This window comes from Pseudomonas moorei (assembly GCF_042846945.1).
Taxonomy (GTDB): domain Bacteria; phylum Pseudomonadota; class Gammaproteobacteria; order Pseudomonadales; family Pseudomonadaceae; genus Aquipseudomonas; species Aquipseudomonas moorei.
The window spans coordinates 420,304-446,516 of record NZ_AP035776.1 but is presented as its reverse complement, the minus strand read 5'-3'; the positions used below and the strand labels follow the sequence as shown (position 1 = coordinate 446,516).

The 26,213-nt window shown below is 58.9% G+C and carries 32 protein-coding genes; 22 read left to right on the top strand and 10 right to left on the bottom strand.

Annotation, left to right across the window (positions count from 1 at the left end; translation table 11 throughout):
* The first annotated feature begins 13 nt into the window (after positions 1–13).
* Positions 14–355 carry a hypothetical protein gene (locus ACGJAX_RS02185; RefSeq protein ID WP_047533476.1) on the top strand — a complete coding sequence of 114 codons (342 nt, stop codon included), beginning with the start codon at positions 14–16 and terminating at the stop codon, positions 353–355.
* 3 nt (positions 356–358) lie between these two features.
* On the opposite strand, the gene ACGJAX_RS02180 is transcribed toward ACGJAX_RS02185, so the two are convergent.
* Positions 359–2,188 (bottom strand): hypothetical protein, encoded by a 1,830-nt coding sequence (locus ACGJAX_RS02180; RefSeq protein WP_390957309.1) that lies wholly within the window; start codon positions 2,186–2,188, stop codon positions 359–361.
* Between the two features lie 170 nt (positions 2,189–2,358).
* Here ACGJAX_RS02180 and ACGJAX_RS02175 point away from each other — a divergent pair, with 170 nt between their 5' ends.
* From ACGJAX_RS02175 to ACGJAX_RS02165, 3 genes are all read left to right on the top strand, one after another.
* Positions 2,359–2,847, top strand: a complete 489-nt coding sequence (locus ACGJAX_RS02175; protein WP_090325297.1) for a TIGR00645 family protein — start codon at positions 2,359–2,361, stop codon at positions 2,845–2,847.
* A 122-nt stretch (positions 2,848–2,969) separates the two neighbouring features.
* Positions 2,970–3,281 (top strand): DUF6482 family protein, encoded by a 312-nt coding sequence (locus ACGJAX_RS02170; protein WP_090325295.1) that lies wholly within the window; start codon positions 2,970–2,972, stop codon positions 3,279–3,281.
* A 121-nt stretch (positions 3,282–3,402) separates the two neighbouring features.
* Complete coding sequence (locus tag ACGJAX_RS02165) at positions 3,403–4,020, top strand: FKBP-type peptidyl-prolyl cis-trans isomerase (RefSeq protein WP_090325294.1); 618 nt, start codon at positions 3,403–3,405, stop codon at positions 4,018–4,020.
* Between the two features lie 129 nt (positions 4,021–4,149).
* Here the strand turns inward: ACGJAX_RS02165 and ACGJAX_RS02160 are convergent, their stop codons facing one another.
* From ACGJAX_RS02160 to ACGJAX_RS02150, 3 genes are all read right to left on the bottom strand, one after another.
* Entirely contained in the window at positions 4,150–4,407 is a 258-nt protein-coding gene (locus ACGJAX_RS02160) for a hypothetical protein (RefSeq protein ID WP_090325293.1), read from the bottom strand.
* Positions 4,408–4,604: 197 nt separating this feature from the next.
* Positions 4,605–4,946, bottom strand: coding sequence for a zinc ribbon domain-containing protein YjdM (locus tag ACGJAX_RS02155; protein WP_090325292.1), 342 nt, complete (start codon positions 4,944–4,946; stop codon positions 4,605–4,607).
* 205 nt (positions 4,947–5,151) lie between these two features.
* Complete coding sequence (locus tag ACGJAX_RS02150) at positions 5,152–6,120, bottom strand: polyprenyl synthetase family protein (protein ID WP_090325291.1); 969 nt, start codon at positions 6,118–6,120, stop codon at positions 5,152–5,154.
* Positions 6,121–6,360: 240 nt separating this feature from the next.
* On the opposite strand from ACGJAX_RS02150, the gene rplU reads away from it, so the two are divergent.
* The 5 genes from rplU to ACGJAX_RS02125 all read left to right on the top strand — a co-directional run bounded on the left by rplU (position 6,361) and on the right by ACGJAX_RS02125 (position 10,117).
* Positions 6,361–6,675 (top strand): 50S ribosomal protein L21, encoded by a 315-nt coding sequence (gene rplU, locus ACGJAX_RS02145; protein ID WP_007950961.1) that lies wholly within the window; start codon positions 6,361–6,363, stop codon positions 6,673–6,675.
* 35 nt (positions 6,676–6,710) lie between these two features.
* Positions 6,711–6,968 carry a 50S ribosomal protein L27 gene (gene rpmA / locus ACGJAX_RS02140; protein WP_003281574.1) on the top strand — a complete coding sequence of 86 codons (258 nt, stop codon included), beginning with the start codon at positions 6,711–6,713 and terminating at the stop codon, positions 6,966–6,968.
* 195 nt (positions 6,969–7,163) lie between these two features.
* Positions 7,164–8,387 (top strand): Obg family GTPase CgtA, encoded by a 1,224-nt coding sequence (cgtA, locus tag ACGJAX_RS02135; RefSeq protein ID WP_077047081.1) that lies wholly within the window; start codon positions 7,164–7,166, stop codon positions 8,385–8,387.
* A 134-nt stretch (positions 8,388–8,521) separates the two neighbouring features.
* Positions 8,522–9,640, top strand: coding sequence for a glutamate 5-kinase (gene proB, locus ACGJAX_RS02130; protein ID WP_390959790.1), 1,119 nt, complete (start codon positions 8,522–8,524; stop codon positions 9,638–9,640).
* A gap of 12 nt (positions 9,641–9,652) precedes the next feature.
* Positions 9,653–10,117 carry a CreA family protein gene (locus ACGJAX_RS02125; protein ID WP_390957308.1) on the top strand — a complete coding sequence of 155 codons (465 nt, stop codon included), beginning with the start codon at positions 9,653–9,655 and terminating at the stop codon, positions 10,115–10,117.
* A 124-nt stretch (positions 10,118–10,241) separates the two neighbouring features.
* On the opposite strand, the gene rpsT is transcribed toward ACGJAX_RS02125, so the two are convergent.
* Entirely contained in the window at positions 10,242–10,520 is a 279-nt protein-coding gene (gene rpsT, locus ACGJAX_RS02120) for a 30S ribosomal protein S20 (protein WP_007970922.1), read from the bottom strand.
* A gap of 252 nt (positions 10,521–10,772) precedes the next feature.
* Between rpsT and murJ the strand changes: the two genes are divergently transcribed.
* Positions 10,773–12,311 carry a murein biosynthesis integral membrane protein MurJ gene (gene murJ, locus ACGJAX_RS02115; RefSeq protein WP_248915573.1) on the top strand — a complete coding sequence of 513 codons (1,539 nt, stop codon included), beginning with the start codon at positions 10,773–10,775 and terminating at the stop codon, positions 12,309–12,311.
* Here murJ and ACGJAX_RS02110 read toward each other — a convergent pair.
* Positions 12,258–12,524 (bottom strand): hypothetical protein, encoded by a 267-nt coding sequence (locus ACGJAX_RS02110; RefSeq protein WP_247254717.1) that lies wholly within the window; start codon positions 12,522–12,524, stop codon positions 12,258–12,260. The genes murJ and ACGJAX_RS02110 overlap by 54 nt on opposite strands.
* Between ACGJAX_RS02110 and ribF the strand changes: the two genes are divergently transcribed.
* The 5 genes from ribF (at position 12,441) to ispH (ending at position 18,266) form a co-directional block, all read left to right on the top strand.
* The gene (ribF, locus tag ACGJAX_RS02105) at positions 12,441–13,391 is read left to right on the top strand and encodes a bifunctional riboflavin kinase/FAD synthetase (RefSeq protein WP_008058292.1); all 951 of its coding nucleotides are present in this window, start codon (positions 12,441–12,443) and stop codon (positions 13,389–13,391) included. The genes ACGJAX_RS02110 and ribF overlap by 84 nt on opposite strands.
* A complete protein-coding gene (gene ileS, locus ACGJAX_RS02100) occupies positions 13,392–16,223 on the top strand; it encodes an isoleucine--tRNA ligase (protein ID WP_248915572.1) in 2,832 nt (943 codons plus the stop codon). It abuts the gene before it with no gap.
* A complete protein-coding gene (gene lspA, locus ACGJAX_RS02095) occupies positions 16,216–16,728 on the top strand; it encodes a signal peptidase II (protein WP_090325278.1) in 513 nt (170 codons plus the stop codon). The genes ileS and lspA overlap by 8 nt, the downstream gene beginning before the upstream one ends.
* A 7-nt stretch (positions 16,729–16,735) precedes the next feature.
* Entirely contained in the window at positions 16,736–17,173 is a 438-nt protein-coding gene (gene fkpB / locus ACGJAX_RS02090; protein WP_174552507.1) for an FKBP-type peptidyl-prolyl cis-trans isomerase, read from the top strand.
* A gap of 145 nt (positions 17,174–17,318) precedes the next feature.
* Positions 17,319–18,266, top strand: a complete 948-nt coding sequence (ispH, locus tag ACGJAX_RS02085) for a 4-hydroxy-3-methylbut-2-enyl diphosphate reductase (protein ID WP_390957307.1) — start codon at positions 17,319–17,321, stop codon at positions 18,264–18,266.
* Here ispH and ACGJAX_RS02080 read toward each other — a convergent pair.
* Positions 18,235–18,786 (bottom strand): GspH/FimT family pseudopilin, encoded by a 552-nt coding sequence (locus ACGJAX_RS02080; RefSeq protein ID WP_390957306.1) that lies wholly within the window; start codon positions 18,784–18,786, stop codon positions 18,235–18,237. The two genes, ispH and ACGJAX_RS02080, sit on opposite strands and share 32 nt — an antisense overlap.
* Positions 18,787–18,916: 130 nt before the next feature.
* Here ACGJAX_RS02080 and ACGJAX_RS02075 point away from each other — a divergent pair, with 130 nt between their 5' ends.
* From ACGJAX_RS02075 to thiO, 7 genes are read left to right on the top strand one after another with little or no spacing between them, the layout of a single operon-like run.
* The gene (locus ACGJAX_RS02075) at positions 18,917–19,390 is read left to right on the top strand and encodes a GspH/FimT family pseudopilin (RefSeq protein WP_090325271.1); all 474 of its coding nucleotides are present in this window, start codon (positions 18,917–18,919) and stop codon (positions 19,388–19,390) included.
* Complete coding sequence (gene pilV / locus ACGJAX_RS02070; RefSeq protein ID WP_390957305.1) at positions 19,387–19,836, top strand: type IV pilus modification protein PilV; 450 nt, start codon at positions 19,387–19,389, stop codon at positions 19,834–19,836. The genes ACGJAX_RS02075 and pilV overlap by 4 nt, the downstream gene beginning before the upstream one ends.
* Complete coding sequence (locus ACGJAX_RS02065; RefSeq protein ID WP_390957304.1) at positions 19,833–20,546, top strand: prepilin-type N-terminal cleavage/methylation domain-containing protein; 714 nt, start codon at positions 19,833–19,835, stop codon at positions 20,544–20,546. Before pilV ends, ACGJAX_RS02065 begins: the two co-directional genes overlap by 4 nt.
* A gap of 11 nt (positions 20,547–20,557) precedes the next feature.
* Complete coding sequence (locus ACGJAX_RS02060) at positions 20,558–21,037, top strand: PilX N-terminal domain-containing pilus assembly protein (RefSeq protein ID WP_390957303.1); 480 nt, start codon at positions 20,558–20,560, stop codon at positions 21,035–21,037.
* Positions 21,024–21,440, top strand: a complete 417-nt coding sequence (locus ACGJAX_RS02055) for a hypothetical protein (protein ID WP_390957302.1) — start codon at positions 21,024–21,026, stop codon at positions 21,438–21,440. The genes ACGJAX_RS02060 and ACGJAX_RS02055 overlap by 14 nt, the downstream gene beginning before the upstream one ends.
* A gap of 14 nt (positions 21,441–21,454) precedes the next feature.
* The gene (locus ACGJAX_RS02050) at positions 21,455–21,856 is read left to right on the top strand and encodes a type IV pilin protein (RefSeq protein WP_090325261.1); all 402 of its coding nucleotides are present in this window, start codon (positions 21,455–21,457) and stop codon (positions 21,854–21,856) included.
* A gap of 57 nt (positions 21,857–21,913) precedes the next feature.
* On the top strand, positions 21,914–23,014 hold the full coding sequence (thiO, locus tag ACGJAX_RS02045; RefSeq protein ID WP_390957301.1) for a glycine oxidase ThiO: 1,101 nt from the start codon (positions 21,914–21,916) through the stop codon (positions 23,012–23,014).
* Positions 23,015–23,032: 18 nt separating this feature from the next.
* On the opposite strand, the gene ACGJAX_RS02040 is transcribed toward thiO, so the two are convergent.
* From ACGJAX_RS02040 to ACGJAX_RS02030, 3 genes are read right to left on the bottom strand one after another with little or no spacing between them, the layout of a single operon-like run.
* Positions 23,033–24,370: a sigma 54-interacting transcriptional regulator gene (locus tag ACGJAX_RS02040; protein ID WP_390957300.1), complete on the bottom strand. Its 1,338-nt coding sequence runs from the start codon at positions 24,368–24,370 to the stop codon at positions 23,033–23,035.
* Entirely contained in the window at positions 24,367–25,956 is a 1,590-nt protein-coding gene (locus ACGJAX_RS02035) for an ATP-binding protein (protein ID WP_390957299.1), read from the bottom strand. The genes ACGJAX_RS02040 and ACGJAX_RS02035 overlap by 4 nt, the downstream gene beginning before the upstream one ends.
* The gene (locus tag ACGJAX_RS02030) at positions 25,946–26,179 is read right to left on the bottom strand and encodes a PP0621 family protein (protein WP_090325254.1); all 234 of its coding nucleotides are present in this window, start codon (positions 26,177–26,179) and stop codon (positions 25,946–25,948) included. Before ACGJAX_RS02030 ends, ACGJAX_RS02035 begins: the two co-directional genes overlap by 11 nt.
* Positions 26,180–26,213: the final 34 nt, after the last annotated feature.

Sequence of the window (26,213 nt, the reverse complement as noted above, 5' to 3'; positions counted from 1 at the left end):
GAGGGTCGCCGCCATGTCGCGCAACCTCTGCCTCACCCGTCAATGCCTGGGTCTTGTGACCCGTATCGAATGCGCCATCAAGCCGTTAGCAGGCGATACGGGCATGTGGACCTTACTCTTCGCCGCCGGAATGGCGGGCGAGCAACCATCAGCCATCAAGGCTCAAGGCCCGTTTCATGGCCCATTTGTCGCTGAGTCGATACTCGATACCATCGTTGAAAGCCTGACCCTGCACGGCTATGAACTGGCCGATGACCCGCAGATCTGGTGCCTGCATCTGCAAGCCCAGTTGCGGGAAATCAACGGTGGTCGTTGCCGTAGCGTCGGTGGCTTCGAGTTCCGGCCCGAGCACTAATCACTATTGGACCAGATGGGACGTGTCGGCCTTGTCGAGCTTGACCTCGAAACCATATTGCACAGTGGCGAGGTCAGTTCGCTGATAGGTTTCCAGCTGCGTGGGTTGCCCGTAGAAGTAATGCACGGCAAATAATCCAGGACCTTCCGGGCTCGCATCGTGATTGACCGCCAGAATTTCCTTCAGGTAGTTGCCGGTGTCATCCTTGGCGAAAAAACGCCAGTCCTGATCGGGAAACACTTTCAGATCCACCACCAGCGCATTGCCCTTTAGCTCAAGCCCCTTGGGCAACTGATGGGCGTCGACGGTCTTTTTTTCGACCGTCGCCAGGAACAGCGGCATGGAGCCCACCACATAGGCCGGAGTTTCCGGAAACAGGTTCAGGTCGTAGGTGATCGTGCCGCGTAGCGGATCGACCTGGTAGGCCTCGGCCGGCAGTTCGATGGGCTCGTCGCGTTTGCCGCGACTGTCCTCAGTGAAGAAACTGACGGGGCTGTCGCCGGGATTGAAGGACGAGCCAAGCAGTTCATCGTTGAAACTTCTCAGGTGACTGAATTCGACCCGTGCAGCGCTGGGGTCATCCACTGATTGGCTGATGCTGACACCTTTCTTGAGCTGTTCCTCGGTCAGCGTCGCGCCTTTGAGCCAGGTCGTGGCCTGGTCGTCATACACCACCACCGGCAGGCTCAATGGCTGGATGGTTTTCTCCGTAGTGTTGCGGTCGAAGCGACGGACCGGCAGGTTTAAATCCTTGCGAGTCACGGTGGCGCCGGAAAAATCCAGCAGGCTGACTTCGAGGGTTTCGATCGGCCCATTGAAATACACCTTCGAGTAATGACGGGTCTGCTTCTTCTCAAAGGCGCGCTGTTCTTCGTCGAGCTGTTTACCGAATGCTTCGCTCCAGGTCTTCTGCTGCTGCATTTTTGCCAGCTGTTGTTGGTAGAAGGCAATTTGCGTGGGGGTTTCGTTGATCGAGCCCGAGCGCGTGAGGAACTGTCCGGTGGTGTCCCTGGCCTGGACGATCAGAGGATTGAGCGGGGTGTCGCCGATTTCCGGCGCAAGCGGCGCGCTGTTGTTGAATTCTATTTCGGCGTAGTTATGGGCCAATTTGAGCAGGGTGACGCTGAGGTTGTCATCGGTGCGAGTCTGACCCACGTCCTTTTTCGTCAGGTTGAAGCTGTGGAGCCGGCGCGGCGCAATGACTTCCAGCTTGCCCTGCAGGCTTACCGGTTGCGGCTGGTTCTTGTGGTCGATGTCCAGGCCTTCGATGAACGGGTAGGTGACCGTGAGGTCATCGGGGTTGTTCAGGCTGGAGCTCGACGGGCTCAACTGAATGCCCGGATCGGTTTCCGACCATTCGGGCTGAAAGGTTACGACACGTTTGTTGCTCAGCGTGACCGACTGCCATTCCAGCCCATGGGGAAACAGAAACGCTGCTGGTGCGTTGAAGTTGAAGGGAAAGATCGGTTGCAGGTCGGTGAGGTAGTCGGAACTGGAGTCTTTGCGCAGCACAAAGAGGCCGTTGACGTAGGTGTCGACCAAGGCCTGGGGCGTGGGGTAGTGCTTGAGTACGGCGAGGGCGTCCTCGCCGTATTCGGTTTCAACGGGTTTGCGGTTGAGCTTGAGTTGCGCGCGCTCCAGCAGCAATAGCGAGCCGCCCAGCTCAGCCACGGCATCCTTGAGTTTTGGGTCGGTGATGGCGTCCAGGGATTTTTCGAACTGCGCGGTCCTTTCCTCGAGACTGACCTGACGCTTCTCTTCGCCGGGTGAGCAGGCGCCCAACAACAGGGCCAGGCAAATTCCAGCACTCGTCAAAGGTAGTCGCACATCCATTTCCACTCTTCCTGTCCGATATCACGGGGCTGTCAACAGTTTGGACACTAGCAGAAAAACTTTGATACACACGCGCAGGTGGCGGATTTCCCAACGGTTTCTGGCTGCTTTTGGGTAAAGACAGGCGACTGTTATACTCGCGGCCATTTTCAAACCACGTGTGAGATTCAATGGAACGCTTTGTCGAAAATGCAATGTATGCATCCCGCTGGCTGCTGGCGCCGATCTACTTCGGTCTGTCCCTGGGACTGTTGGCGCTGGCACTGAAATTTTTCCAGGAAGTCTTCCACGTCATTCCCAACGTCTTTTCGATGGCCGAGTCGGACCTGATCCTGGTGCTGCTGTCGTTGATCGACATGGCGCTGGTGGGCGGTTTGCTGGTGATGGTGATGATTTCCGGTTACGAGAACTTCGTTTCCCAACTGGATATCGACGACCACAAGGAAAAGCTCAACTGGCTGGGCACCATGGATTCGTCTTCGTTGAAGATGAAAGTGGCCGCTTCCATCGTGGCCATTTCCTCCATCCACTTGCTGCGGATTTTCATGGACGCCAAGAACGTCGACCCCGAGCATTTGAAGTGGTACGTGATCATTCACATGACGTTTGTGGTGTCGGCCTTTGCCATGGGTTACCTGGACAAGCTGACCAAGCACTGACACCGGGCAAGCCGCAACGAATTTCGCCAAAACAGACGGGCGGCATCGTTTGTGGCTTGTACTTTGACGCGCCGAGGCATATCCCTGTAGAGGTCTTGGCTCGCCCCTGTGTGAGGTGCTTCATGAACCTGCAAGAGTTGAATGCCTATGCCGTCGCCGGGAAGGTCGATGAGCTGAACCTGATCTCGATGGAAGGTGGAATTTACTTGCTGGAAGCGCGCATGCATGGCGCGGCGTATCCGTTGAGCGATGCTCGCGGACAGATGTTTCACCTGCGTTCGGTCGAGCATGCCCGTGAAGTGCTGCACTCCTTTCCCGAGTTGCCGTTCAACCTTGTGCACACTTCGGTTCATGATGAAATGTGCGGGTTCAGTGCCAGCGCCGAGGAAAGTCTGAAGGTGCCGATCAGCTTCCGTTCCATAAAGCAGGGCTGACGTCCCTCATCAACTCCATGGCATCTGTGCTAGTCTGCTGGCCCTTTTGATTCCGGGCGCTCCGGGACGCGCTGTGCACGCACGGCAAGTTTCCGGGCCGTCCGCACAGCGGAGCAGTGTCATGTCCGAAGTAAATCTGTCCACCGACGAAACCCGCGTCAGCTACGGTATTGGCCGTCAGCTGGGCGACCAGCTGCGTGACAACCCGCCACCGGGCGTTAGCCTGGACGCGATCCTGGCCGGTCTGACCGACGCATTCGCTGGTAAGCCAAGCCGCGTGGGTCAGGAAGAGATGTCCGCCAGCTTCAAGGTTATCCGCGAAATCATGCAAGCCGAAGCGGCAGCCAAAGCCGAAGCGGCCGCTGGCGAAGGCCTGGCCTTCCTGGCCGAAAACGCCAAGCGTGACGGTATCACCACCCTGGCTTCCGGCCTGCAGTTCGAAGTTCTGACTGCTGGCGAAGGCGCCAAGCCATCCCGTGAAGACACCGTGCGTACCCACTACCACGGCACCCTGATCGATGGCACTGTGTTCGACAGCTCCTACGAGCGTGGCCAGCCTGCAGAATTCCCGGTTGGCGGCGTGATTGCTGGCTGGACCGAAGCCCTGCAACTGATGAATGCCGGCAGCAAATGGCGTCTGTACGTGCCAAGCGAACTGGCTTACGGCGCTCAAGGCGTTGGCAGCATTCCGCCGCACAGCGTTCTGGTGTTCGACGTCGAGCTGCTCGACGTTCTGTAATACCCGCTGATTACCTGTAGGAGCGAGCCTGCTCGCGATGGACGTCAACGATAAGGCGGGCTGTCTGAATGCCCGCGTTGTCAGAACAACCATCGCGAACGAGCTCGCTCCTACAGTGTTTTACGTATTTCATACTTCGATTTTTGTGTGCGGTTCACTGGTCGGGCGCAAGGCCCGGGCATAGCAGAACAGAAACAGATTACGAACCAGCTCCTTCAGTACCAGCGGCTCGCTGCAACTCAGGCCATTGAAGTCCAGGTCGCCCTGATCCTGAAGTTCGCTCAAGGCCTCTTCTTCAAGCACCGCACAGACTTCCCCGGTTTCCCGATGCAGGATTCGAAGGTAAGGGTGTGGGCGATCCAGCCACGCATCGATTAAATAAGTCATGTCTCACCTCCATTGATTGGCTTGATGAGAATAATTCTTATTAATTAAATAGCAAGGGTCTATCGACGGATTGTGGTTTTTCCCGGGCAAAGAGTGCGCAAGTCAACACGGCTGGCGTCTGGCCATTGCCAGAGAGGGAGGGACGGGGGAGGGCGAAGCACCATCCCACGCTGGGCGCGGGATGGAATACAGCGCAATCAGACTTTTCTGACGAACTCGGATTTGAGTTTCATCGGGCCGATACCATCGATCTTGCAGTCGATGTCGTGATCGCCATCGCACAGGCGGATGTTCTTGACCTTGGTGCCGACCTTGACCACCAGGGACGTGCCCTTGACCTTGAGGTCCTTGATCACGGTGATGGTGTCGCCGTCCTGCAGGACATTGCCGACCGAATCCTTTTTGACGGTGTCATCGGACGTGGCTTCGGCTTCACCGCTGGCGGACCATTCGTGGGCGCACTCGGGGCAAATCAGCTGGGCGCCGTCTTCGTAGGTGTATTCGGAATTGCATTTCGGGCAGGGTGGCAACGTGCTCACTAAGGCTCCTTTGGATTCAGGATCGCTAAAAAGCGCACATTGTATAGGGTTTTAGGCGGGAGAGGGCACAGCGCAGGAAAACCTGTGGGGGAACAAACTCGTGGGAGCGAGCTTGCTCGCGATTCGGTACTTACATTCAACATTGTTGTTGTCTGAAAGGACGCTATCGCGAGCAAGCTCGCTCCCACAGTATTTTGCAGTGGTGTCAGTGCGTGCGGGCGACCGCAAACTCACTCAGCTCGACCAGGGCATCGCGGTACTCGCTGGCAGGCAGCGCCTCAAGGCATTTGATCGCGCGGGCCACGTAATCGCGAGCCAGTTGCGCGGTGTATTCCAGGGAGCCCGAGGCTTCCACCGCTTCGCGGATGCTTTCCAGGTCTTCGATACCGCCTTTCTGGATCGCCTTGCGCACGAGTGCCGCCTGTTCCGGCGTGCCTTCGCGCATGGTGTAGATCAGTGGCAGGGTCGGCTTGCCTTCGGCCAGATCGTCACCGACGTTCTTGCCCAGGGCTTCTGCATCGCCCTTGTAGTCCAGCAGGTCGTCGACCAACTGGAAGGCTACCCCCAGGTGATCGCCGAACGTGCGCATGGCTTCGGCCTGCTCCGGCGTGGCTCCGCACAGGGCTGCGGCGCTGTGGGTCGAGGCCTCGAAGAGCATCGCGGTCTTGCCACGGATGACTTCCATGTAGATTTCTTCGGTGGTGCTGGCGTCACGGACCTTGGACAGCTGCAGCACTTCGCCTTCGGCGATGATGCGGGTGGCTTGCGAGAGGATCTTCATCACTGGCATGGAGCCCAGCTCGACCATCATTTCGAAGGAGCGCGAATACAGGAAGTCGCCCACCAGCACGCTGGGAGCATTGCCCCACATGGCGTTGGCGGTCGAGCGGCCACGGCGCATGCCGGACATGTCGACCACGTCGTCGTGCAGCAGGGTCGCGGTGTGCAGGAATTCGATGGTGGCTGCCAGCAGGCGCAGGTCATCGCCTTCGCGACCCAGGGCCTTGCCGCACAGAAGCACTAATAAAGGACGAAGGCGTTTGCCGCCGGCCGAGGTGATGTAATCGCCGATTTTCGATACCAGCGGCACTCGGGAAGTCAGCTGCTTCTTGATGATGCCGTCGACGGCGCTAAAATCGTCCGCCACCGCGCGGTAAAAAGCTTGGGGTTGCATCAGCGACAGTTGCTCCAGAAGGGTTGCGCGGCATGCTAGGACCCACGTCGGCAGGTGTCAAGGCGCGATGGACGGCCTATTGCAAGGCGCTCGTGCCTTGCGTACAATCGCGCACCCTGAACTTCCTGGGCAGCACCTGCCTTACGCAATTGCAATCGGGCCTTCCAGCCCTATGCAGCCATGCCAGCCAATACCTCTTCTTATAAAGAGCTGGGTGAGCAGGATTATCGGAGAAATACCATGTCTTATGCAGTAATCGTTACTGGCGGCAAGCAGTACAAAGTCGCCCCAGGTGAATACCTGAAGATCGAAAAACTGGAAGTCGCTACCGGCGAATCCGTTACCTTTGATCGCGTTCTGTTGGTTGCCAACGGTGACGACGTGAATATCGGCGCTCCAGTTGTTGCTGGCGCTACCGTTGTGGCTGAAGTGATCTCCCAAGGTCGTCACGATAAAGTCCGCATCATCAAGTTCCGTCGCCGTAAGCACCACATGAAGCGTATGGGCCACCGCCAGTGGTACACCGAGATCAAAATCACCGGTATTCAGGCTTAATTACAGCCTAATTCCTCACTAGGAGAATTGAACTCATGGCACACAAAAAAGCTGGTGGTAGTACCCGTAACGGTCGCGACTCAGAAGCCAAACGCCTTGGCGTGAAGATGTATGGCGGCCAGGCTATCAAAGCAGGCAACATCATCGTGCGTCAGCGCGGCACCCAATTCCACGCTGGCTACGGCGTTGGCATGGGTAAAGATCACACTCTCTTCGCTAAAGTCGAAGGCGTGATCAAGTTCGAAGTAAAAGGCGCCTTCGGTCGTCGTTACGTGAGCGTAGTCGCAGCTTAATTGCGCGATCGCTGGAAAAGCCCTGTCTCGCGACGGGGCTTTTTCGTTTGTGGGGTGAGTCTCTTGCAAAACTGTTTGTATGGGCTGCCGGCGCTGGTTTTTGCGGTCGTTGATTGAGGTCGCTGCGCTCATTTTTGCAAGAGTCTTATGTCTTAGTGTTTTTCGGCTCGTCCGTATGGCGAGAGGCGTTGTGTTATGAAGTTTGTTGATGAAGTATCGATTCGAGTAAAGGCCGGCGACGGCGGTAACGGTTGCATGAGTTTCCGGCGCGAGAAATTCATCGAGAACGGTGGTCCGAACGGTGGTGATGGTGGTGATGGCGGCTCGGTCTACATGATCGCCGACGAAAACCTCAATACCCTGGTGGATTACCGTTATACCCGGCACTTCGATGCCGAGCGTGGCTCCAACGGCGGCAGCACCGATTGCACCGGCAAGAAGGGCGAGGATCTGGTTCTGCGCGTTCCGGTCGGCACCACCGTGATCGATTCCGCAACCCAGGAAGTGATTGGCGACCTGACCAAGGCTGGTCAGAAGCTGCTGGTGGCCCATGGTGGCTGGCACGGTCTGGGTAACACGCGCTTCAAATCCAGTACCAACCGTGCGCCACGCCAGACGACGCCGGGCAAGCCGGGCGAGCAGCGTGATCTCAAGCTGGAAATGAAAGTGCTGGCGGACGTGGGGCTGCTGGGCTTGCCGAACGCTGGCAAAAGTACCTTTATTCGTTCGGTCTCGGCGGCCAAGCCGAAAGTTGCCGACTACCCGTTCACCACGCTGGTGCCAAACCTCGGTGTGGTCAGTGTTGACCGCTGGAAGAGCTTCGTGGTCGCGGACATTCCGGGTCTGATCGAAGGTGCTTCCGATGGTGCTGGTCTGGGGATTCGCTTCCTCAAGCACTTGTCGCGTACCCGTTTGTTGCTGCACCTCGTCGACATGGCGCCGCTGGATGACACCAGTGCTCCAGACGCCGCTGAAGTCATCGTTAACGAGCTGACCAAGTTCAGCCCGTCCCTGGCAGAGCGTGATCGTTGGTTGATCCTGAACAAGTGCGACCAGATTCTTGAAGAAGAGCATGATGCGCGCGTCAAGGAAATCGTTGATCGCCTGGAGTGGACCGGTCCGGTCTATGTGATCTCGGCCATCGCCAAGCAGAACACCGAGCGCTTGTGCCACGACATCATGCGTTATCTGGAGGATCGTGCCGATCGTCTGGCTAACGATCCGGCCTACAAGGAAGAGTTGGCCGACCTCGATCAGCGCATCGAAGATGAGGCGCGTGCCCAGTTGCAAGCGCTGGACGATCAGCGTGCCCTGCGTCGCAGCGGCGTGAAGTCGGTCCACGACATCGGCGACGATGATTGGGACGAAGAAGACGTGGATGACGAAGACGGTCCGGAAATCATTTACGTGCGTGACTGATCCGTTGCGATAAACTTAAGCGCCGCTCAATTGAGCGGCGTTTTGGTATCTGGAAATCGGTTGGTCGCGAATAGCCACGAATAACGTCATGGGCGGTGCCAGGTCGCGCTGCCCTCAAGCTAAGGTTGAAGATGATGCGGAGCAAGGTGACAGGTGCGCGGCGTTGGGTCGTGAAGATCGGCAGCGCTTTGCTGACGGCGGACGGCAAGGGCCTGGATCGCGCGGCAATGGGTGTCTGGGTTGAGCAGATGGTGGCCTTGCATGAGGCTGGAGTCGAGCTGGTGCTGGTGTCCTCCGGGGCCGTGGCGGCCGGCATGAGCCGTCTGGGCTGGACGGCGCGACCCAGTGCAATGCACGAGCTTCAGGCTGCCGCCGCAATCGGCCAGATGGGGCTGGTGCAGGCCTGGGAATCGAGCTTCGCCAAGCATGGCCGGCACACTGCGCAGATTCTCCTGACCCACGACGACCTGTCCGACCGCAAGCGCTACCTGAATGCCCGCAGTACCTTGCGTGCGCTGGTGGAGCTGAAGGTTATTCCGGTGATCAACGAGAATGACACCGTGGTGACCGACGAAATCCGTTTCGGCGACAACGATACGTTGGCGGCGCTGGTCGCCAACCTGGTCGAGGCGGATCTGCTGGTGATCCTGACCGATCGCGATGGCATGTTTGACGCCGACCCGCGCAACAATCCCGATGCCCAGTTGATTTACGAGGCGCGTGCCGATGATCCGGCGCTTGATGCAGTGGCGGGTGGTACCGGTGGTGCGCTGGGGCGCGGCGGCATGCAGACCAAATTGCGCGCGGCGCGTCTGGCGGCGCGTTCCGGTGCCCATACGATCATCGTTGGCGGGCGCCTTGAGCGCGTGCTGGATCGTCTGAAGGCGGGTGAGCGCATCGGTACCTTGCTTTCGCCTGAGCGCGGCATGCTGGCGGCGCGCAAGCAGTGGCTGGCTGGGCATCTGCAGACCCGTGGCACATTGGTGTTGGATGAAGGGGCGGTGACGGCTTTGTCCCAGGGCAACAAGAGCTTGCTGCCAGTCGGGGTCAAGCTGGTTCAGGGCAGCTTCCGTCGCGGCGAGATGGTGGTGTGCGTGGCGCCGGACGGTCGTGAAATCGCCCGTGGCCTGGCTAACTACAGTGCACTGGAAGCACAAAAAATCATCGGTCAGTCGTCCGAGGCGATTGTCGGTCTATTGGGTTACATGGCGGAGCCGGAGCTGGTTCACCGCGATAACCTGATTCTGGTCTGAAGGAATACCTGAATGCGCGTGGCAAAAGGATTGTTGGGATTGTTGTTGGCGATGCCGTTATTGGCTTCGGCCGAGGAAATCGGTCAGGTGTCGACGGTGTTCAAGTTCGTAGGGCCCAATGACCGGATTGTGGTCGAGGCATTTGATGATCCCAAGGTCGATGGTGTGACCTGCTACTTGTCCCGTGCCAAGACTGGCGGTGTGAAAGGCGGTCTTGGATTGGCCGAGGATCGCGCCGAGGCCTCGATTGCGTGTCGGCAGGTCGGGCCGATCAGCTTCAAAGGTGAGCTGAAGGATGGCGACGAGGTCTTCAAGGAGCGCACTTCGCTGGTCTTCAAGACCATGCAGGTGGTGCGTTTCCTCGACAAGAAGCGCAATACGCTGGTGTATCTGGTTTACAGCGATCGCTTGATCGAGGGTAGTCCGCAGAATGCCGTTACAGCGATTCCGATTCTTCCTTGGACGCACGCCCAGTAATTCCACGCAAATCAAACTGTGGGGGCGGGCAAGCCCGCTCCCGCATTTTTTAAAGCGTCGAATTCATCAAATCGCAGACAATAAAAAACCGACCCTGAGGTCGGTTTTTTAATGAGCGTGTCGCTTAGGCAGCAGCGGCAACGTTCAGGGCCTTGACGTGGCCATTCAGGCGGCTCTTATGACGAGCAGCCTTGTTCTTGTGGATGATGCCTTTATCGGCCATGCGGTCGATAACTGGCACAGCCAGAACGTAAGCAGCTTGTGCTTTAGCAGCGTCTTTTGCGTCGATGGCCTTAACTACATTCTTGATGTAGGTACGAACCATGGAACGCAGGCTGGCGTTGTGGCTGCGACGCTTCTCAGCCTGTTTTGCACGTTTTTTGGCGGAAGGTGAGTTGGCCACCGTCGAGCTCCTCGAAAGACTTTTTAGGAAATAGCAAACAAAATAGGCCGCGAATCATGCCGATGAAGAGAAGTCTTGTCAAGGGCGCTTGAAACGTTCCGCTAAGTGGTAGGTATGAAGTGGCGGGATATTTATTTCCGGCGCTTGACCTGTAAACTCGCGAGCTTTGGCTCTGTGCTGTTGCGGCGCGGAGTATCGCATAAGTAGGCGCGTAGTTCGCCTGCTGTTTATCGACAGGCACAAACTCTTTCAATGAATCTGCTCAAATCGTTGGCCGCCGTCAGCTCTATCACGATGCTTTCCCGGATCCTGGGCTTCGTTCGTGACACCCTCATTGCACGTATTTTTGGCGCGGGAATGGCGACCGACGCCTTCTTCATTGCCTTCAAATTGCCCAATCTGTTGCGGCGTATCTTCGCGGAGGGCGCGTTCTCCCAGGCTTTTGTGCCGATTCTTGCCGAATATAAAAGCCAGAAGGGCGAGGAGGCGACGCGAACGTTCATTGCTTACGTCTCGGGTCTGCTGACGCTGGTGCTGGCCCTGGTGACCGCGTTGGGGATGATTGCCGCGCCGTGGGTCATCTGGGTGACTGCGCCGGGTTTTACCAATACGCCGGAAAAATTCGAGCTGACTTCCAGTTTGCTGCGGGTGACCTTTCCCTACATTTTGCTGATTTCCCTGTCCTCGCTGGCGGGCGCGATCCTCAACACCTGGAACCGCTTTTCGGTGCCGGCCTTTGTGCCGACCCTGCTGAACGTCAGCATGATCATCTTTGCGGTGTTCCTGACGCCGTACTTCGATCCGCCGGTGATGGCGCTCGGCTGGGCGGTACTGGCCGGGGGGCTGGCGCAGTTGCTGTATCAACTGCCGCACCTGAAAAAAATCGGAATGCTGGTGCTGCCGCGCCTGAATCTGCGTGATACCGGCGTCTGGCGAGTCATGAAACAGATGCTGCCGGCGATTCTCGGGGTGTCCGTGAGTCAGATCTCGCTGATCATCAACACCATTTTTGCTTCGTTCCTGGTCGCCGGTTCCGTGTCCTGGATGTACTACGCCGACCGTTTGATGGAGTTGCCCTCCGGTGTGCTAGGCGTGGCATTGGGTACGATTCTGCTGCCGACCTTGGCGAAGACCTACGCCAACAAGGATCGCCATGAATATTCGCGAATCCTCGACTGGGGCCTGCGGCTGTGCTTCGTGTTGGTGCTGCCTTGCTCCCTGGCGTTGGGGATTCTGGCCGAGCCGTTGACGGTTTCGCTGTTCCAGTACGGTCAATTCAATGCGTTTGATGCTGCCATGACCCAGCGCGCGCTGATCGCCTATTCGGTCGGGTTGCTCGGCATTATTGTGATTAAAGTTCTGGCGCCGGGCTTTTATGCGCAACAGAACATCCGCACGCCGGTAAAGATCGCAATTTTTACCCTGATCGTCACTCAGCTGTTCAACCTCATGTTGATCGGTCCGTTGGCTCACGCTGGTCTCGCGCTCGCCATCAGTGCCGGTGCCTGTATCAATGCCGGGCTGTTGTTCTATCAACTGCGCAAGCAGCAGATGTACCAGCCGCAACCGGGCTGGGCCAAGTTCGGCCTGAAGCTGGTGATCGCGGTGGCGGTGATGTCAGGGGTGCTGTTGGGGGCGATGCACTTCATGCCGGCCTGGGATCAAGGGCATATGCTCGAACGGTTTCTGCGCCTGGGGGCATTGGTGGTCGCTGGTGTGGTGGCGTATTTCGGCATGTTAGTGTTGATGGGTTTCCGCTTGCGCGACTTCAATCGCAAGGCATTGAGCTGAGGCCTGGGCCTCGGTAAACATGGTCGGGCCGACGTTTTTGTCGGCTTGATCACTTTGGGATACGGTGTTGCCTGTCGTCGGCCGCCGGGTGTGGTTATAATCGACCACTTTATGAGCAAGAAGCGCGTTATGCAGCTGGTTCGAGGCCTCCACAATCTGCGCCCCCAGCATCGGGGCTGTGTCGCCACTATAGGCAACTTTGACGGTGTACATCGTGGTCACCAGGCTATCCTGGCGCGACTGCGTGAGCGTGCGCTGGAGTTGGGCGTGCCCAGCTGCGTGGTGATTTTCGAGCCGCAGCCGCGCGAGTTTTTCGCGCCGGATACGGCGCCGGCCCGTCTGGCCCGTCTGCGCGACAAACTGCAACTGCTCGCTGCCGAAGGCGTTGACCGGGTCTTGTGTCTCGCCTTCAACCAGCGTCTGAGCAAGCTCAGCGCCAGCGAGTTCGTCGACACCATTCTGGTGGATGGCCTGGGCGTGCAGCATCTTGAAGTCGGCGACGACTTCCGTTTCGGCTGTGACCGGGTAGGCGACTTCGATTTCCTGCAACAGGCCGGCGTCATGCAGGGTTTTACCGTCGAAGCGGCGCAGACTGTCGAGCTTGACGGTATCCGGGTCAGCAGCACACAGGTGCGTAATGCGCTGGCTGCTGCTGATTTTGCCCTTGCCGAACGTCTGCTCGGTCGCCCGTACCGGATTGCCGGTCGCGTGCTGCATGGCCAGAAACTGGCGCGTCAGTTGGGTACGCCAACGGCCAACATTCAACTCAAGCGCCGTCGCGTGCCGTTTACCGGGGTCTACCTGGTCAGCGTCGATCTCGACGGCAAGACCTGGCCCGGCGTCGCCAACATCGGCGTTCGACCTACGGTCCAGGGAGATGGCAAAGCCCACCTCGAAGTACATCTTTTAGATTTTGCCGGCGATCTGTATGACCGGCGTATGACGGTGGTTTTCCACCAAAAGCTGCGTGAAGAGCAGCGTTTCGCCTCTCTGGAGGCGCTTAAGACGGCGATCAATGCGGATGTCGCCGCCGCCCGTGCCCTGTCGCACCTAGCGCCAATCGCTAATGAAGAGCCTTAAATGACCGACTATAAAGCCACGCTAAACCTTCCGGACACCGCCTTCCCAATGAAGGCCGGCCTGCCACAGCGCGAACCGCAGATTCTGCAGCGCTGGGACAGTATTGGCCTGTACGGAAAGTTGCGCGAGATTGGCAAGGATCGTCCGAAGTTCGTACTGCACGACGGTCCTCCGTACGCCAACGGCACGATTCACATCGGTCATGCGCTGAACAAGATTCTCAAGGACATGATCATCCGTTCGAAGACCCTGTCGGGCTTCGACGCGCCTTATGTTCCGGGCTGGGACTGCCACGGTCTGCCGATCGAGCACAAAGTCGAAGTGACCCACGGCAAGAACCTGGGCGCGGACAAGACCCGCGAACTCTGCCGTGCCTACGCCACCGAGCAGATCGAAGGCCAGAAATCCGAATTCATCCGTCTGGGCGTGTTGGGCGATTTCGCCAACCCATACAAGACCATGGACTTCAAGAACGAGGCCGGTGAGATCCGCGCCCTGGCTGAAATCGTCAAGGGCGGTTTCGTGTTCAAGGGCCTCAAGCCTGTGAACTGGTGCTTTGATTGCGGCTCGGCCCTGGCCGAAGCGGAAGTCGAGTACGAGAACAAGAAGTCCTCGACCATCGACGTGGCCTTCCCGATTGCCGATGAAGCCAAGCTGGCTGCCGCGTTCGGTCTGTCATCGCTGGCCAAACCGGCTTCGATCGTGATCTGGACCACCACCCCGTGGACCATTCCGGCCAACCAGGCGCTGAATGTTCACCCGGAATTCAACTACGCCCTGGTCGACGTCGGCGACAAATTGCTGGTGCTGGCTGAAGAGCTGGTCGAGTCGTGCCTGGCGCGCTACTCGCTGGAAGGCTCGGTGATTGCCACCGCCACCGGTTCCGCCCTTGAGCTGATCAACTTCCGTCACCCGTTCTACGACCGCCTGTCGCCGGTTTATCTGGCCGAGTACGTGGAATTGGGCGCCGGCACCGGCGTGGTTCACTCCGCACCGGCCTACGGCGTCGACGACTTCGTGACCTGCAAGAAATACGGCATGGTCAATGACGACATCCTCAACCCGGTACAAAGCAACGGCGTCTACGCGACTTCGCTGGAGTTCTTCGGCGGCCAGTTCATCTGGAAGGCCAACCCGGCCATCGTCGACAAGCTGACCGAAGTCGGTGCGCTGCTGCACACCACTGTTATCGAACACAGCTACATGCACTGCTGGCGCCACAAGACCCCGCTGATCTACCGCGCCACCGCGCAGTGGTTCATCGGTATGGACAAGCAGCCGGCCACCGGCGATACCCTGCGCCAGCGCTCGCTCAAAGCCATTGAAGACACCAAGTTCGTTCCGGCCTGGGGTCAGGCGCGCCTGCACTCGATGATCGCCAACCGTCCGGACTGGTGTATCTCCCGTCAGCGCAACTGGGGCGTGCCGATCCCGTTCTTCCTGAACAAGGAAAGCGGTGAGCTGCACCCACGTACCGTCGAACTGATGGAAGAAGTCGCCAAACGCGTCGAAGTCGAAGGCATCGAGGCCTGGTTCAAGCTGGACGCCGCCGAGTTGCTCGGTGACGAAGCGCCGCAGTACGACAAGATCAGCGACACCCTGGACGTCTGGTTCGACTCGGGCACCACCCATTGGCACGTCCTGCGCGGTTCGCACCCGATGGGCCATGAAAACGGTCCACGCGCCGACCTGTACCTGGAAGGTTCGGACCAGCACCGCGGCTGGTTCCACTCGTCGCTGCTGACCGGTTGCGCCATCGATAACCACGCGCCGTACCGCGAGCTGTTGACCCACGGTTTCACCGTCGACGAGTCCGGTCGCAAAATGTCCAAGTCCCTGGGCAACGTGATCGCACCGCAGAAAGTCAACGACACCTTGGGCGCCGACATCATGCGTCTGTGGGTTGCGTCTACCGATTACTCGGGCGAAATGGCGGTATCCGAGCAGATCCTGCAGCGCAGTGCGGACGCCTACCGGCGTATTCGTAACACCGCGCGTTTCCTGCTCTCGAACCTGACCGGCTTCAACCCGGCCACCGACCTGCTGCCAGCCGAAGAAATGCTGGCCCTGGACCGTTGGGCCGTGGATCGCACCTTGCTGCTGCAGCGTGAGTTGCAAGAGCACTACGGCGAATACCGCTTCTGGAACGTCTACTCCAAGATCCACAACTTCTGCGTGCAGGAGCTGGGCGGTTTCTACCTGGACATCATCAAGGACCGCCAGTACACCACAGGCGCCGACAGCAAGGCCCGTCGTTCTTGCCAGACCGCGCTGTTCCACATCTCTGAAGCGCTGGTGCGCTGGATCGCGCCGATCCTGGCGTTCACCGCTGACGAACTGTGGCAATACCTGCCGGGTGAGCGCAACGAATCGGTGATGCTCAATACCTGGTACGAAGGCCTGAGCGAACTGCCGGAAGGTTTCGAGCTCGGTCGCGCCTACTGGGATCGCATCATGGAAGTGAAGGTTGCGGTCAACAAAGAGATGGAAATCCAGCGTGCGGCGAAAGCCGTTGGTGGCAACCTGCAGGCCGAAGTGACGCTGTTCGCCGAAGACGCACTAAGCGCTGACCTGGCCAAACTGAGCAATGAACTGCGTTTTGTGCTGATCACCTCCACCGCCAGCGTCGCACCATTCGTGCAGGCTCCGGCCGATGCCGTGGTCACCGAAGTGAGCGGCTTGAAGTTGAAAATCGTCAAGTCGGCCTTCGCCAAGTGCGCCCGTTGCTGGCACTGCCGTGAAGACGTCGGCGTGAATCCGGAGCATCCGGAGATCTGCGGTCGTTGCGTCGACAATATCAGCGGCGCTGGCGAGGTTCGCCACTATGCCTAATGCCGTTGGCCGTTTCGGACGGCTGAGCTGGCTCTGGTTGAGTTTGCTGGTCCTGGTCATCGACCAGGCCAGCAAGTTCTACTTTGAAGGCAAGCTTGCGATGTACCAGCAAATCGTGGTGATTCCCGATTACTTCAGCTGGACCCTGGCCTACAACACTGGCGCGGCGTTCAGCTTCCTGGCTGACAGCTCCGGTTGGCAGCGCTGGCTGTTTGCATTGATCGCTGTGGTGGTCAGTGCGGTGCTGGTGGTCTGGCTCAAACGCCTGGGACGTAACGAAACCTGGCTGGCCATCGCCCTGGCGCTGGTGCTCGGTGGTGCGTTGGGCAATCTGTATGACCGCATTGCCCTGGGGCATGTGATCGATTTCATCCTGGTGCATTGGCAGAACCGCTGGTATTTCCCGGCGTTCAACTTTGCCGACAGTGCAATTACCGTCGGTGCCGTGATGCTGGCACTGGATATGTTCAAAAGTAAGAAGACCGGAGAAGCCGTTCATGACTGAACAGGTATTGGCTGAGCAACGCATCGGCCAGAACACGGAAGTCACCTTGCATTTCGCATTGCGCCTGGAGAATGGCGATACGGTGGACAGCACCTTCGATAAGGCCCCGGCGACCTTCAAGGTCGGTGACGGCAACCTGTTGCCAGGTTTCGAGGCGGCATTGTTCGGTTTCAAGGCAGGCGACAAGCGTAATCTGAGCATCGAGCCGGAAAACGCCTTTGGCCAGCCCAATCCGCAAAACGTACAGGTCATTCCGCGCTCGCAGTTCCAGGACATGGAGCTGTCTCCAGGCTTGCTGGTGATCTTCAACGATGCGGCCAATACTGAATTGCCAGGTGTGGTGAAAGAGTTCGACGACACGCAAGTGACCATCGACTTCAATCACCCGCTGGCAGGCAAGACGCTGACCTTTGACGTGGAAATCATTTCCGTCAAAGCGCTCTGAGGCATTACGGGGCGACTCCAGTTGCCACCGGAACCTGTGGGAGCGAGCTTGCTCGCGATGAGTGCCTGACATTCCGCCATCGCGGGCAAGCCCGCTCCCACAGTTTGTTTATCATTGTTTTCGCGCGTAAGACACGAGGCACAGCATGCAAATCAAACTCGCCAACCCCCGTGGCTTCTGCGCCGGTGTGGACCGCGCGATCGAAATCGTCAACCGCGCACTGGAAGTCTTCGGTCCGCCGATCTACGTGCGCCACGAAGTGGTCCATAACAAGTTCGTCGTCGAAGACCTGCGCGCGCGCGGGGCGGTTTTCGTCGAGGAACTGGATCAGGTGCCGGACGATGTGATCGTGATCTTCAGTGCCCATGGTGTTTCCCAAGCCGTTCGCACTGAAGCGGCCGGCCGGGGCCTGAAAGTGTTCGACGCCACCTGCCCACTGGTGACCAAGGTGCATATCGAAGTGGCGCGCTATAGCCGCGACGGTCGCGAATGCATTCTCATCGGCCACGCCGGCCACCCGGAAGTCGAAGGCACCATGGGGCAATACGACGCCAGCAATGGTGGTGCGATCTATCTGGTCGAAGATGAAAAGGACGTCGCCGAACTGCAAGTGCGCAACCCCGAGAAACTGGCATTCGTCACCCAGACGACCCTGTCCATGGACGATACCAGCCGTGTCATCGACGCTCTGCGTAAGCGTTTCCCGGCCATCGGTGGCCCTCGCAAGGACGACATCTGCTACGCCACGCAAAACCGTCAGGATGCGGTCAAGCAACTGGCCGACGAATGCGATGTCGTGTTGGTGGTTGGCAGTCCCAACAGCTCCAACTCCAATCGCCTGCGTGAACTCGCCGAACGCATGGCGACCCCGGCTTACCTGATTGATGGTGCTGAAGACCTGCAAAAAAGCTGGTTTGACGGCGTCGAGCGCATCGGCATCACGGCCGGTGCTTCTGCACCGGAAGTCCTGGTGCGTGGCGTGATCCAGCAGTTGCAAGCCTGGGGGGCTACCGGTGCTGATGAACTGGCCGGTCGCGAGGAGAACATCACGTTCTCCATGCCTAAAGAGTTACGCGTTCGTTCCCTGCTCTGATTCCGCTCCCTCCTGCGCATAATGCCTGTTCAGCTTTTTCGCTGCGCAGGCTGACGCGGCCGCTGGACGCCAGCACCACCTGGTGCCGGCTCACCGGTTCGCGGCTGGCACAGACGTGTAATGTCCCCGATTGCAAACCTTTTTTCACCGGTTCGCCCAAATGGCTGAAGCGAATCGACGTCCTGAGATGTTGATTGCCGAACACCGGCACTCGCGTGCCGCTGCGATGCTCCATCAGTAGCGGATTACTGCTGTCCTCATGCCCCTTGCCGCTGACATCCAGAACGATTCGCCAGCCCTGGCTCCAGTCATCGTTTATGCCGTGAATGACGACAGACTGGTTTCGTGTGATCGCAGCAACTCTTGCGCTACGCATGCCGCTGGCAAGTGACTTCGCTGCCTCCTCGCGATAGGCCGATTCTGACAGTGCCGCAAACGCCGGACTGACCAGGTGCAGAACAATCCCGACAATTGTCAGTCCCATGAGCAGTTCGATCAGGCTGAAACCGCGCTGATGCATGACATCTCCCTCCCTGAAGTTTTCTCACCCGAGCGATCCGTGCGCGGGCGATGGCAGTGCAACCGGGTTTTGTCGGTCGCATGTTCTGGCGAGCAATTGCAGGTATAGCCAATGGCAGCAGAGGGCACCGATGGAACATCGTTCAAATGGTTTCACGTTGCTGGAATTGCTGGTGGGGATTGCGATCTTTCTGGCCCTGATCACCCTGGCTGTACCGGCGTTTACGCGTTCGGCGCAAATCACCAGGGCCGATACCGAGATCGGTGATCTGCGACGAGTCCTGAACTTCGCGCGACTGGAGGCAATCAATCGCGGCGTGACCACTCGCGTGCGCCCAACAATGGATGGCAGCGTATGGACCGGGGAGTTGTCGGTGTATGACGGTATCGGCACGCCGGCGAATGTATTGCGGGTTGTGCCGGCAATGAGCAGTGACGCGACTCTGACGCTAACCTCGGGTGTGTCGGCCATCGATTTCAATAATCTGGGAGGGCTGGCATCACCGTCCACCGCGGTGGTGATCAGTTATGTATTGGGCAGGCAAAACAGGACGCTGAACCTGTGTTTGAACGGACGAATTCTATTGGGTGGAAGTTGCGGATGAGGCAATGGAGCAAAGCTGCACAGGAGGGCATGACGCTGATCGAAGTCCTGGTTGCCTTGTTGATTCTGAGTGTGGGTCTGTTGGGGGCGGCGGCATTGCAATTGAATGCGCTCAAGTACACGGACAGTGCGCGCATGACCAGCCAGGCCAGTTTTATCGCCTACGACATGATGGACCGCATTCGCGCCAACGCTGCTGCCGACTACACCATTACGCCACCGGCCTCGGGCAATCTGAACGTCGCCCGGGACCAGGATCTCTACGATTTCACCCGCAACATCATCAGTTTTGGCGGCGCCACTGCGACCGGCAACATCAGCCTCAATCAGGGCGTGTATACCATCACCATTAACTGGGACGACTCGCGGGCCGCCAACAACGCCGATTCCCGTCGCAGCTTCGTTCTGAGCAGCCGAGCCACTGTCGACCCGGTGGTCACGCCATGAAGGGATCCAGTCGAGGGTTCGGTCTGATCGAATTGCTCATCGCCCTGGCGTTGAGCCTGGTTGTGGTGTTGGGTGTGGTGCAGGTGTTCATCGCCGCCAAAAACACCTACGTCAGTCAGAACGCCGCCGCAGCCATGCAGGAAGATGCGCGTTTCGTGCTGAGCAAAATGATTCAGGAAATCCGTATGGTCGGCATGTTCGGCTGTCTGGAGACCATTACCGCGGACAGTTCGGCGGGTGATTTCAATGCCAGCCGGATAACACCGATCAGCTGGGACAATGCCAGCCAAAGCCTGACGCTGGTCACGGCGGATGTCGGCAGTAACGGTGGAACGCCGACATGGACCGTGGTCTCCGATTGTCGGACCAGTGCGAAGGCTTACAGCGAGTCGCGTTCGCCTGGTCCAGGCCAACTGGCATTTCCGATCCGGCGCATAGCCTATGGCTTGAGAAATGATCAGCTGACGATTGCCGTTGGCAGTGGCGCACCGCGCCGGCAGACGCTGGTGGATAACGTCAAAGCCTTCGACGTGAGCTTCGGCATTGCCAGCTCGGCTACTGATATCGCCGCGTCCAGCTATAGCAGCAATCCATCTGATCCGGCGCGCATTCGCAGCGTGCGGCTGAGCCTGACGCTCTTCGATCCTCACCATCGGGTGAGCGATCAAACCTTCAACGTGGTTGCCGCTCTGCGCAATCGCTTGCCATGAAGGGAAGGGCGATGATTTTTTCATCCGTGATTTCTTATCGCCAGCGTGGCATGGCGTTGCTGGTCAGTCTGATATTCCTGTTGTTGCTGACGCTGATAGGTGTCTCTTCGATGCAGAACGCCACCTTGCAGGAAAAAATGGCCGGTAGCGTGAGCTTGCGCAATCAGTCGTTTCAAGGCGCCGAGGCTGCCTTGCGAGTGGGCGAGAGCGCGGTTCGGCGGGACAGTTATGCGCTGCCGGTTTGCAGCGGTGGCCTTCAATGCGCGCCACCGGCCGAGTCGTCGACCATTACCTCTGCGGGTTTCAACGCCAACTCCGGAGTGATGTGGGTGGCGTCGGGAAAGGGCTTTTATGGCGTGCAAAACATCGGCGTCACCCGCGACGCCGTGAATGTGCCGATCAATACACAGGCAACCTTGTATCGGATAACGGCGGTAGGCATCGCGGGGTACTCTCGCAGTGTGGTGGAGAGTATCTATGCCAAGTACTGAGCGACTTTCCAGGTTCTCGCCGCTGCTGTGCGGTGTCATCGTAGCGCTGAACCTGTCGGTGCCGGCCCAGGCCATCACGCTGCCGGATTCACCGGCGCTGGACCGGCGAACCTGTCTTGCCAATGGCAACTGGTACGGTTTCTATCGCAACAATCATGGCCTGATACCCGTCTGCCTCAAGCTACCTGAGGCGATCAGCGCTAAGATGCTCGACAGCAACGACGATGGCGTGGTCGACAGCAACGATAGACTTTCGAACGGCGTGACCTTCATTGGAGAGAATTCGACCCCGGACGCCGACGGCAGTGACGCGGCTGCGCACGAATCCACTGGCGACGACACCCCAGGGATGGAAAAATCCGCCGGCGGCAGCCGCCGCATCATGTGGCGACAAATACAGTAAGTGAGAGTTGAGGCATGCACAGATCCAACCGCGGTTTTACCCTGATCGAAATCATGATCGTGATTGCGATCATCGGGATTGTCATGACCATTGCTGCCCCGAGTTTCACCGAATACCTGAACAAGGGCCGCCGGACCGAAATAGCCAGTCTGCTGACCGAGCAGGCACAGATCCTTGAGCGTTTCTATTCGCAAAAGAATGTCTACACCGATGCCACCGGTCTGAGCGCCGGCAACGACTACTACACCATTACCCCGACCCTGACTGATCAGACTTTCCTGCTGACGGCAGTGCGCAAGCCTGGTACGAGCATGGCTGCGGACAAGTGCGGAGATTTCACTATGACCAATACCGGTGTCCGTGGCATGGTCAACGCCACGGCCGGCCTGACCACCAAGGATTGCTGGGGTCGCTGAGTTTCCTTTTCGGACGCCCCTTTGCGTCCACTGTCTATTTATCGGTTGGATCAGAACATGACCAGGCAACAGCAAGTGGTGATTGTCGGCGGCGGGGTAATCGGTCTGCTGACGGCATTCAATCTCGCGTCCGAAGTGCAGAGCGTTGTGCTGCTGGACCGCTCGAACGTGGGCCAGGAATCATCCTGGGCAGGCGGCGGGATCGTTTCTCCGCTTTATCCTTGGCGTTATAGCCCGGCGGTCACGGCACTGGCCCATTGGTCCCAGGATTTTTATCCGCAGTTGGGTGAGCGCCTGTTTGCTGCCACCGGGGTTGATCCCGAGGTGCATATCACCGGTCTGTACTGGCTGGATCTGGATGACGAGGCCGAGGCGCTGGCCTGGGCTGCGCGGGAGAACCGTCCGTTACGGGCCGTGGATATCTCGGCGGCGCACGATGCGGTACCGGTGCTCGGTGGCAGTTTCTCACGGGCGATCTACATGGCCGATGTGGCCAACGTGCGCAATCCACGCCTGGTGAAGTCGCTCAGGGCGGCGTTGCTGGCGCTGCCGAACGTGACGATCCACGAGCAATGCGAAGTCAGCGGGTTTATCCGTGAAGGCGATACAGTCGTTGGCGTGCATACCTCGACAGGGAGTGTCCATGCGGATCAAGTGGTCCTGACGGCGGGCGCCTGGAGCGGCGACTTGCTCAAGGGCCTCGGACTGGCGTTGCCGGTCGAGCCAGTAAAGGGTCAGATGATTCTCTACAAGTGCGCGGCTGACTTTCTGCCGAGCATGGTGCTGGCCAAGGGGCGTTACGCGATTCCGCGGCGCGACGGGCACATTCTGGTTGGCAGCACCCTGGAACATGAAGGCTACGACAAGACCCCGACCGAATCGGCCCTCGAGAGCCTCAAGGCGTCGGCGGTGGAGCTGATTCCAGCGTTGGCGGATGCTGAAGTGGTGGGGCATTGGGCCGGATTACGCCCAGGTTCGCCGGAGGGTATTCCTTACATTGGTCGGGTGCCGGGTTTTGAGGGGTTGTGGCTCAACTGCGGGCACTACCGTAACGGTCTGGTACTGGCACCGGCGTCGTGTCAGTTGTTTGCTGATGTGATGCTGGGGCGTGAGCCGATTATTGATCCTGCCCCCTATGCGCCGACCGGGCGGATCTGAGGCCAGTACAAGAGCCGCTCAATCCAGGCCGAATTTCTTCAATCGGTAGCGCATCGACCGAAACGATAAATTCAACCGCTGAGCTGCTGCCGTGCGGTTCCAGCGGGTTTCTTCCAGGGCCTGGAGAATGAGCTGGCGCTCGACGTTTTCCAGGTACGCTTCCAGGTTGTCGATCTGTGTCAGGTCACGCAAGCCCGCTTCAGCGGCGCAGTTGCCCTCGGCCAGGCGCAGGTCGCTGGCCTCGATCTGTTTGTTTTCGCACAGGGTGTGGGCTCGTTCGAGCATGTTTTCAAGTTCGCGCACATTGCCTGGAAAGCGGTAGTTTTTCAGCGCGTCGAGGGCTTGCGGGTGGAGTGTTGCTGCCGGTTGCCCGGTGTCGGCGGCCAGGCGCATGAGCACATGGCTGGCAAGTGGTTCTATGTCGTCGCGGCGCTCGCGCAGGGGCGGAACCCGCAGTTCAATGACATTCAAGCGATAGTACAAATCCTGGCGAAAGCGTTCGGCAGCGACTTCGGCAGAGAGATCCTTGTGGGTGGCGCAGAGGATGCGCACATCGACCATCTCTTCCTGTTGCCCGCCGACGCTGCGCACGGCTTTTTCCTGAATCGCGCGTAGCAGTTTGACCTGCATCGGCAACGGCAGATCAGCCACTTCGTCGAGAAACAGGGTGCCGCCGTGGGCCGCCTGGAACAGTCCGGGTTTGTCTTCAATGGCACCGCTGAAGCTGCCTTTGCGATGGCCGAAGAACTCGCTCTCCATCAGTTCCGATGGAATCGCCCCACAGTTGACCGGCACAAAGGGGCGGTGGCCCCGCGGTCCTCGCTCATGGATCAGGCGCGCGACCAATTCCTTGCCGCTGCCTGACTCGCCGCTGATGTACACCGGCGCCTGGCTGCGCGCCAGTTTGTCGATCTGCTTGCGCAGGTCGCGCATGGGCAACGAATCGCCCAGCAGGCGACGATCGATGGCATTGCCGGGAACAGCAAGCAGCAAGGTGCTGGTGACCAGTTCCCGCAGGCGGCCAAGGTCCACCGGTTTGCTCAGGAAGTCGAAGGCGCCGGCCTTCAGTGCATTGATCGCCGTTTCGACATTGCCGAAGGCGGTGATCATGGCCACCGGAACTTGCGGGTAACGTTGCTGGATGTGCTGCACCAGCTCAAGACCGGTACCGTCCGGCAAGCGCATGTCGGTCAGGCACAGGTCGAACGTTTCGCGCTTGAGCAGACCCAGGGCCTCGCCAACATTGCGGGCGCCGCAGGTGTGGAGTTTCATCCGTCCCAGGGTAATTTCAAGGAGTTCGCGGATGTCCGGTTCGTCGTCGACGATCAGGACTTTTTGCCGTGGTCTCTTGTTCAACCTTGTTTCCGTCCGTGAGCAAAGGTAATGCGAAAGCAGCCGCCCTCCTGGCGTGGCTTGAAGTCCAGGCGGGCCTGATTGCTTTCGCACAGCTCACGGGACAGGTAGAGACCCAGGCCAGTGCCATTCTGACGGGTGGTGAAGAAGGGTTCGAACAGGTGTGCTTGATCATCCGAGGGCACGCCAGGACCGTCATCGACAATTTCCAGGATCGGCAACTGGCTAATTGGATCAATGAACAATTCAAGCCAGACCTGCGCCTGCTCGCGGTGCAAGCCACTGTGGCGCCAGGCGTTGCCCACCAGGTTGTCGAGAACCTGCCGCAATTGGTCGGGATCCATCAGCGTCTTGAAGTCCGCGCCAGTGATGTGCAAGTGAATCTGCTGGCGCCCGGTTGCTGCCTCGCGGGTTTCGCCCACGAACCGTTCCAGCCACGGCATCAAGTCGAGCCGTTGCGGTAGAGTTTGCTGGCGGCGGGACAGTTGCAGGACGTTTTCGATTACCCGATTCATTCGCTCAGAGTGGTCTTGAATAATCTGCGTCAGACGCCGATCCCCGCTGTTCAGTTCCTCCGATTCTTGCAATAGCTGCGCAGCATGACTGATGGCGCCCAGCGGGTTGCGGATTTCATGGGCGATGCCGGCGGTCAGGCGACCAAGGGCGACCAGCTTCAATTGTTGTGCCTGCTGCGTGATCTGGGCGAGATCTTCGAGAAAGACCAGGGTCCGGCGGTTCGGGCCGGTGTCCAGGGTGATGAAGCTTGGGCGCAGCTCCAGACCGCTATTGGTGATCTTCACGCAGTGGGGGCGCAGCGTCGGATTGTTGCGCCAAAGGACCAGGCGCTCGACCAGGGAAGGGCAGTGCTCGTCAATCAGATGGCCCTCGAGACCCTCGCAACCGAACAGTGCCAAGGCGCTGTGGTTGGCAAGCTGTACCCGTCTGTGCTCGTCGAGCACCAGAATGCCGGTGCGCATGCGTTGCAGGATCAGTGCATTGAGGGTTTCCAGGCCGATGACTTCACTGGCTCTTTGTTCGGCGAGGTTTTCGCTGAATTCCAGGCGTCGGGTGAGTCCTTGCACGAACAAGGCCGCTGCAAAGCACAGGGTGCCGAGGATGCCGACCTGCGCGTAATCGCTGGGACTGGCGGGATGGCTGAAGCTCAGCAGGATACTCAAGCCGACGATGCCGAGCGCACCGACCGCAGCGATCAGCAAGCCGATTCGCTCTCGCAACAGGGTGTTGCTGATGGCCACGGACACGATCAACAGGTTGCCAATGGCACTGGCCACACCGCCCGCGGCATAGAACAGAGCGCACAGCAGCAGGACGTCAACCAACGCCAGGCTGAACAATTGCGCCGGACGACGGGTGTTCTCGAAGAACACCACCAGCAGAATGTTCAGTATCAGGTACAGCCAGCTGCCGCCGCGCAGCAACGCGTCGTGGCTGGACGTCAGCAACTGATTGTCCATGTCGCTGGAAATCAACAGCACCAGGATGATGCCGACGCTCAAACGGTAGAGGTGATACAGGCGCAGGAGTCGCTGGGCCTGGTTGCTGCCGGTATGGGGTGCCTCAGCGGTCACTGGAACCGGGGCCTTGCTCCAGGTGAGCCTGGCTGCAGTACCACTTTTGTTGAAGGCTTAGCGCCCGGTCGCGGGGCAGGTGCACGCCGCAATGGGCGCAGCGGACCATGGGAGCCGCTTCCAGCTCGGCAGGGGACTTGGGAGAGGACGCCTGGCGCTTGTTCTTGCGCCAGAACCATATCGCCGCAACTATCAGGGCGATCCAGAATAATTTACCAAGCATGGTGAGCTGCTTTTTTGTTGATGAGCCGGCAGTT

What these genes read in the sequence shown, in the direction of transcription:
- ACGJAX_RS02185 (WP_047533476.1), top strand. Translation starts at nt 14, where the DNA reads ATGTCGCGCAACCTCTGCCTCACCCGTCAATGCCTGGGTCTTGTGACC.
- ACGJAX_RS02180 (WP_390957309.1), bottom strand. Translation starts at nt 2,188, where the DNA reads ATGGATGTGCGACTACCTTTGACGAGTGCTGGAATTTGCCTGGCCCTG.
- ACGJAX_RS02175 (WP_090325297.1), top strand. Translation starts at nt 2,359, where the DNA reads ATGGAACGCTTTGTCGAAAATGCAATGTATGCATCCCGCTGGCTGCTG.
- ACGJAX_RS02170 (WP_090325295.1), top strand. Translation starts at nt 2,970, where the DNA reads ATGAACCTGCAAGAGTTGAATGCCTATGCCGTCGCCGGGAAGGTCGAT.
- ACGJAX_RS02165 (WP_090325294.1), top strand. Translation starts at nt 3,403, where the DNA reads ATGTCCGAAGTAAATCTGTCCACCGACGAAACCCGCGTCAGCTACGGT.
- ACGJAX_RS02160 (WP_090325293.1), bottom strand. Translation starts at nt 4,407, where the DNA reads ATGACTTATTTAATCGATGCGTGGCTGGATCGCCCACACCCTTACCTT.
- ACGJAX_RS02150 (WP_090325291.1), bottom strand. Translation starts at nt 6,120, where the DNA reads ATGCAACCCCAAGCTTTTTACCGCGCGGTGGCGGACGATTTTAGCGCC.
- rplU (WP_007950961.1), top strand. Translation starts at nt 6,361, where the DNA reads ATGTCTTATGCAGTAATCGTTACTGGCGGCAAGCAGTACAAAGTCGCC.
- rpmA (WP_003281574.1), top strand. Translation starts at nt 6,711, where the DNA reads ATGGCACACAAAAAAGCTGGTGGTAGTACCCGTAACGGTCGCGACTCA.
- cgtA (WP_077047081.1), top strand. Translation starts at nt 7,164, where the DNA reads ATGAAGTTTGTTGATGAAGTATCGATTCGAGTAAAGGCCGGCGACGGC.
- proB (WP_390959790.1), top strand. Translation starts at nt 8,522, where the DNA reads ATGCGGAGCAAGGTGACAGGTGCGCGGCGTTGGGTCGTGAAGATCGGC.
- ACGJAX_RS02125 (WP_390957308.1), top strand. Translation starts at nt 9,653, where the DNA reads ATGCGCGTGGCAAAAGGATTGTTGGGATTGTTGTTGGCGATGCCGTTA.
- murJ (WP_248915573.1), top strand. Translation starts at nt 10,773, where the DNA reads ATGAATCTGCTCAAATCGTTGGCCGCCGTCAGCTCTATCACGATGCTT.
- ribF (WP_008058292.1), top strand. Translation starts at nt 12,441, where the DNA reads ATGCAGCTGGTTCGAGGCCTCCACAATCTGCGCCCCCAGCATCGGGGC.
- ACGJAX_RS02110 (WP_247254717.1), bottom strand. Translation starts at nt 12,524, where the DNA reads ATGTACACCGTCAAAGTTGCCTATAGTGGCGACACAGCCCCGATGCTG.
- ileS (WP_248915572.1), top strand. Translation starts at nt 13,392, where the DNA reads ATGACCGACTATAAAGCCACGCTAAACCTTCCGGACACCGCCTTCCCA.
- lspA (WP_090325278.1), top strand. Translation starts at nt 16,216, where the DNA reads ATGCCTAATGCCGTTGGCCGTTTCGGACGGCTGAGCTGGCTCTGGTTG.
- ispH (WP_390957307.1), top strand. Translation starts at nt 17,319, where the DNA reads ATGCAAATCAAACTCGCCAACCCCCGTGGCTTCTGCGCCGGTGTGGAC.
- ACGJAX_RS02080 (WP_390957306.1), bottom strand. Translation starts at nt 18,786, where the DNA reads ATGCATCAGCGCGGTTTCAGCCTGATCGAACTGCTCATGGGACTGACA.
- ACGJAX_RS02075 (WP_090325271.1), top strand. Translation starts at nt 18,917, where the DNA reads ATGGAACATCGTTCAAATGGTTTCACGTTGCTGGAATTGCTGGTGGGG.
- pilV (WP_390957305.1), top strand. Translation starts at nt 19,387, where the DNA reads ATGAGGCAATGGAGCAAAGCTGCACAGGAGGGCATGACGCTGATCGAA.
- ACGJAX_RS02065 (WP_390957304.1), top strand. Translation starts at nt 19,833, where the DNA reads ATGAAGGGATCCAGTCGAGGGTTCGGTCTGATCGAATTGCTCATCGCC.
- ACGJAX_RS02060 (WP_390957303.1), top strand. Translation starts at nt 20,558, where the DNA reads ATGATTTTTTCATCCGTGATTTCTTATCGCCAGCGTGGCATGGCGTTG.
- ACGJAX_RS02055 (WP_390957302.1), top strand. Translation starts at nt 21,024, where the DNA reads ATGCCAAGTACTGAGCGACTTTCCAGGTTCTCGCCGCTGCTGTGCGGT.
- ACGJAX_RS02050 (WP_090325261.1), top strand. Translation starts at nt 21,455, where the DNA reads ATGCACAGATCCAACCGCGGTTTTACCCTGATCGAAATCATGATCGTG.
- thiO (WP_390957301.1), top strand. Translation starts at nt 21,914, where the DNA reads ATGACCAGGCAACAGCAAGTGGTGATTGTCGGCGGCGGGGTAATCGGT.
- ACGJAX_RS02030 (WP_090325254.1), bottom strand. Translation starts at nt 26,179, where the DNA reads ATGCTTGGTAAATTATTCTGGATCGCCCTGATAGTTGCGGCGATATGG.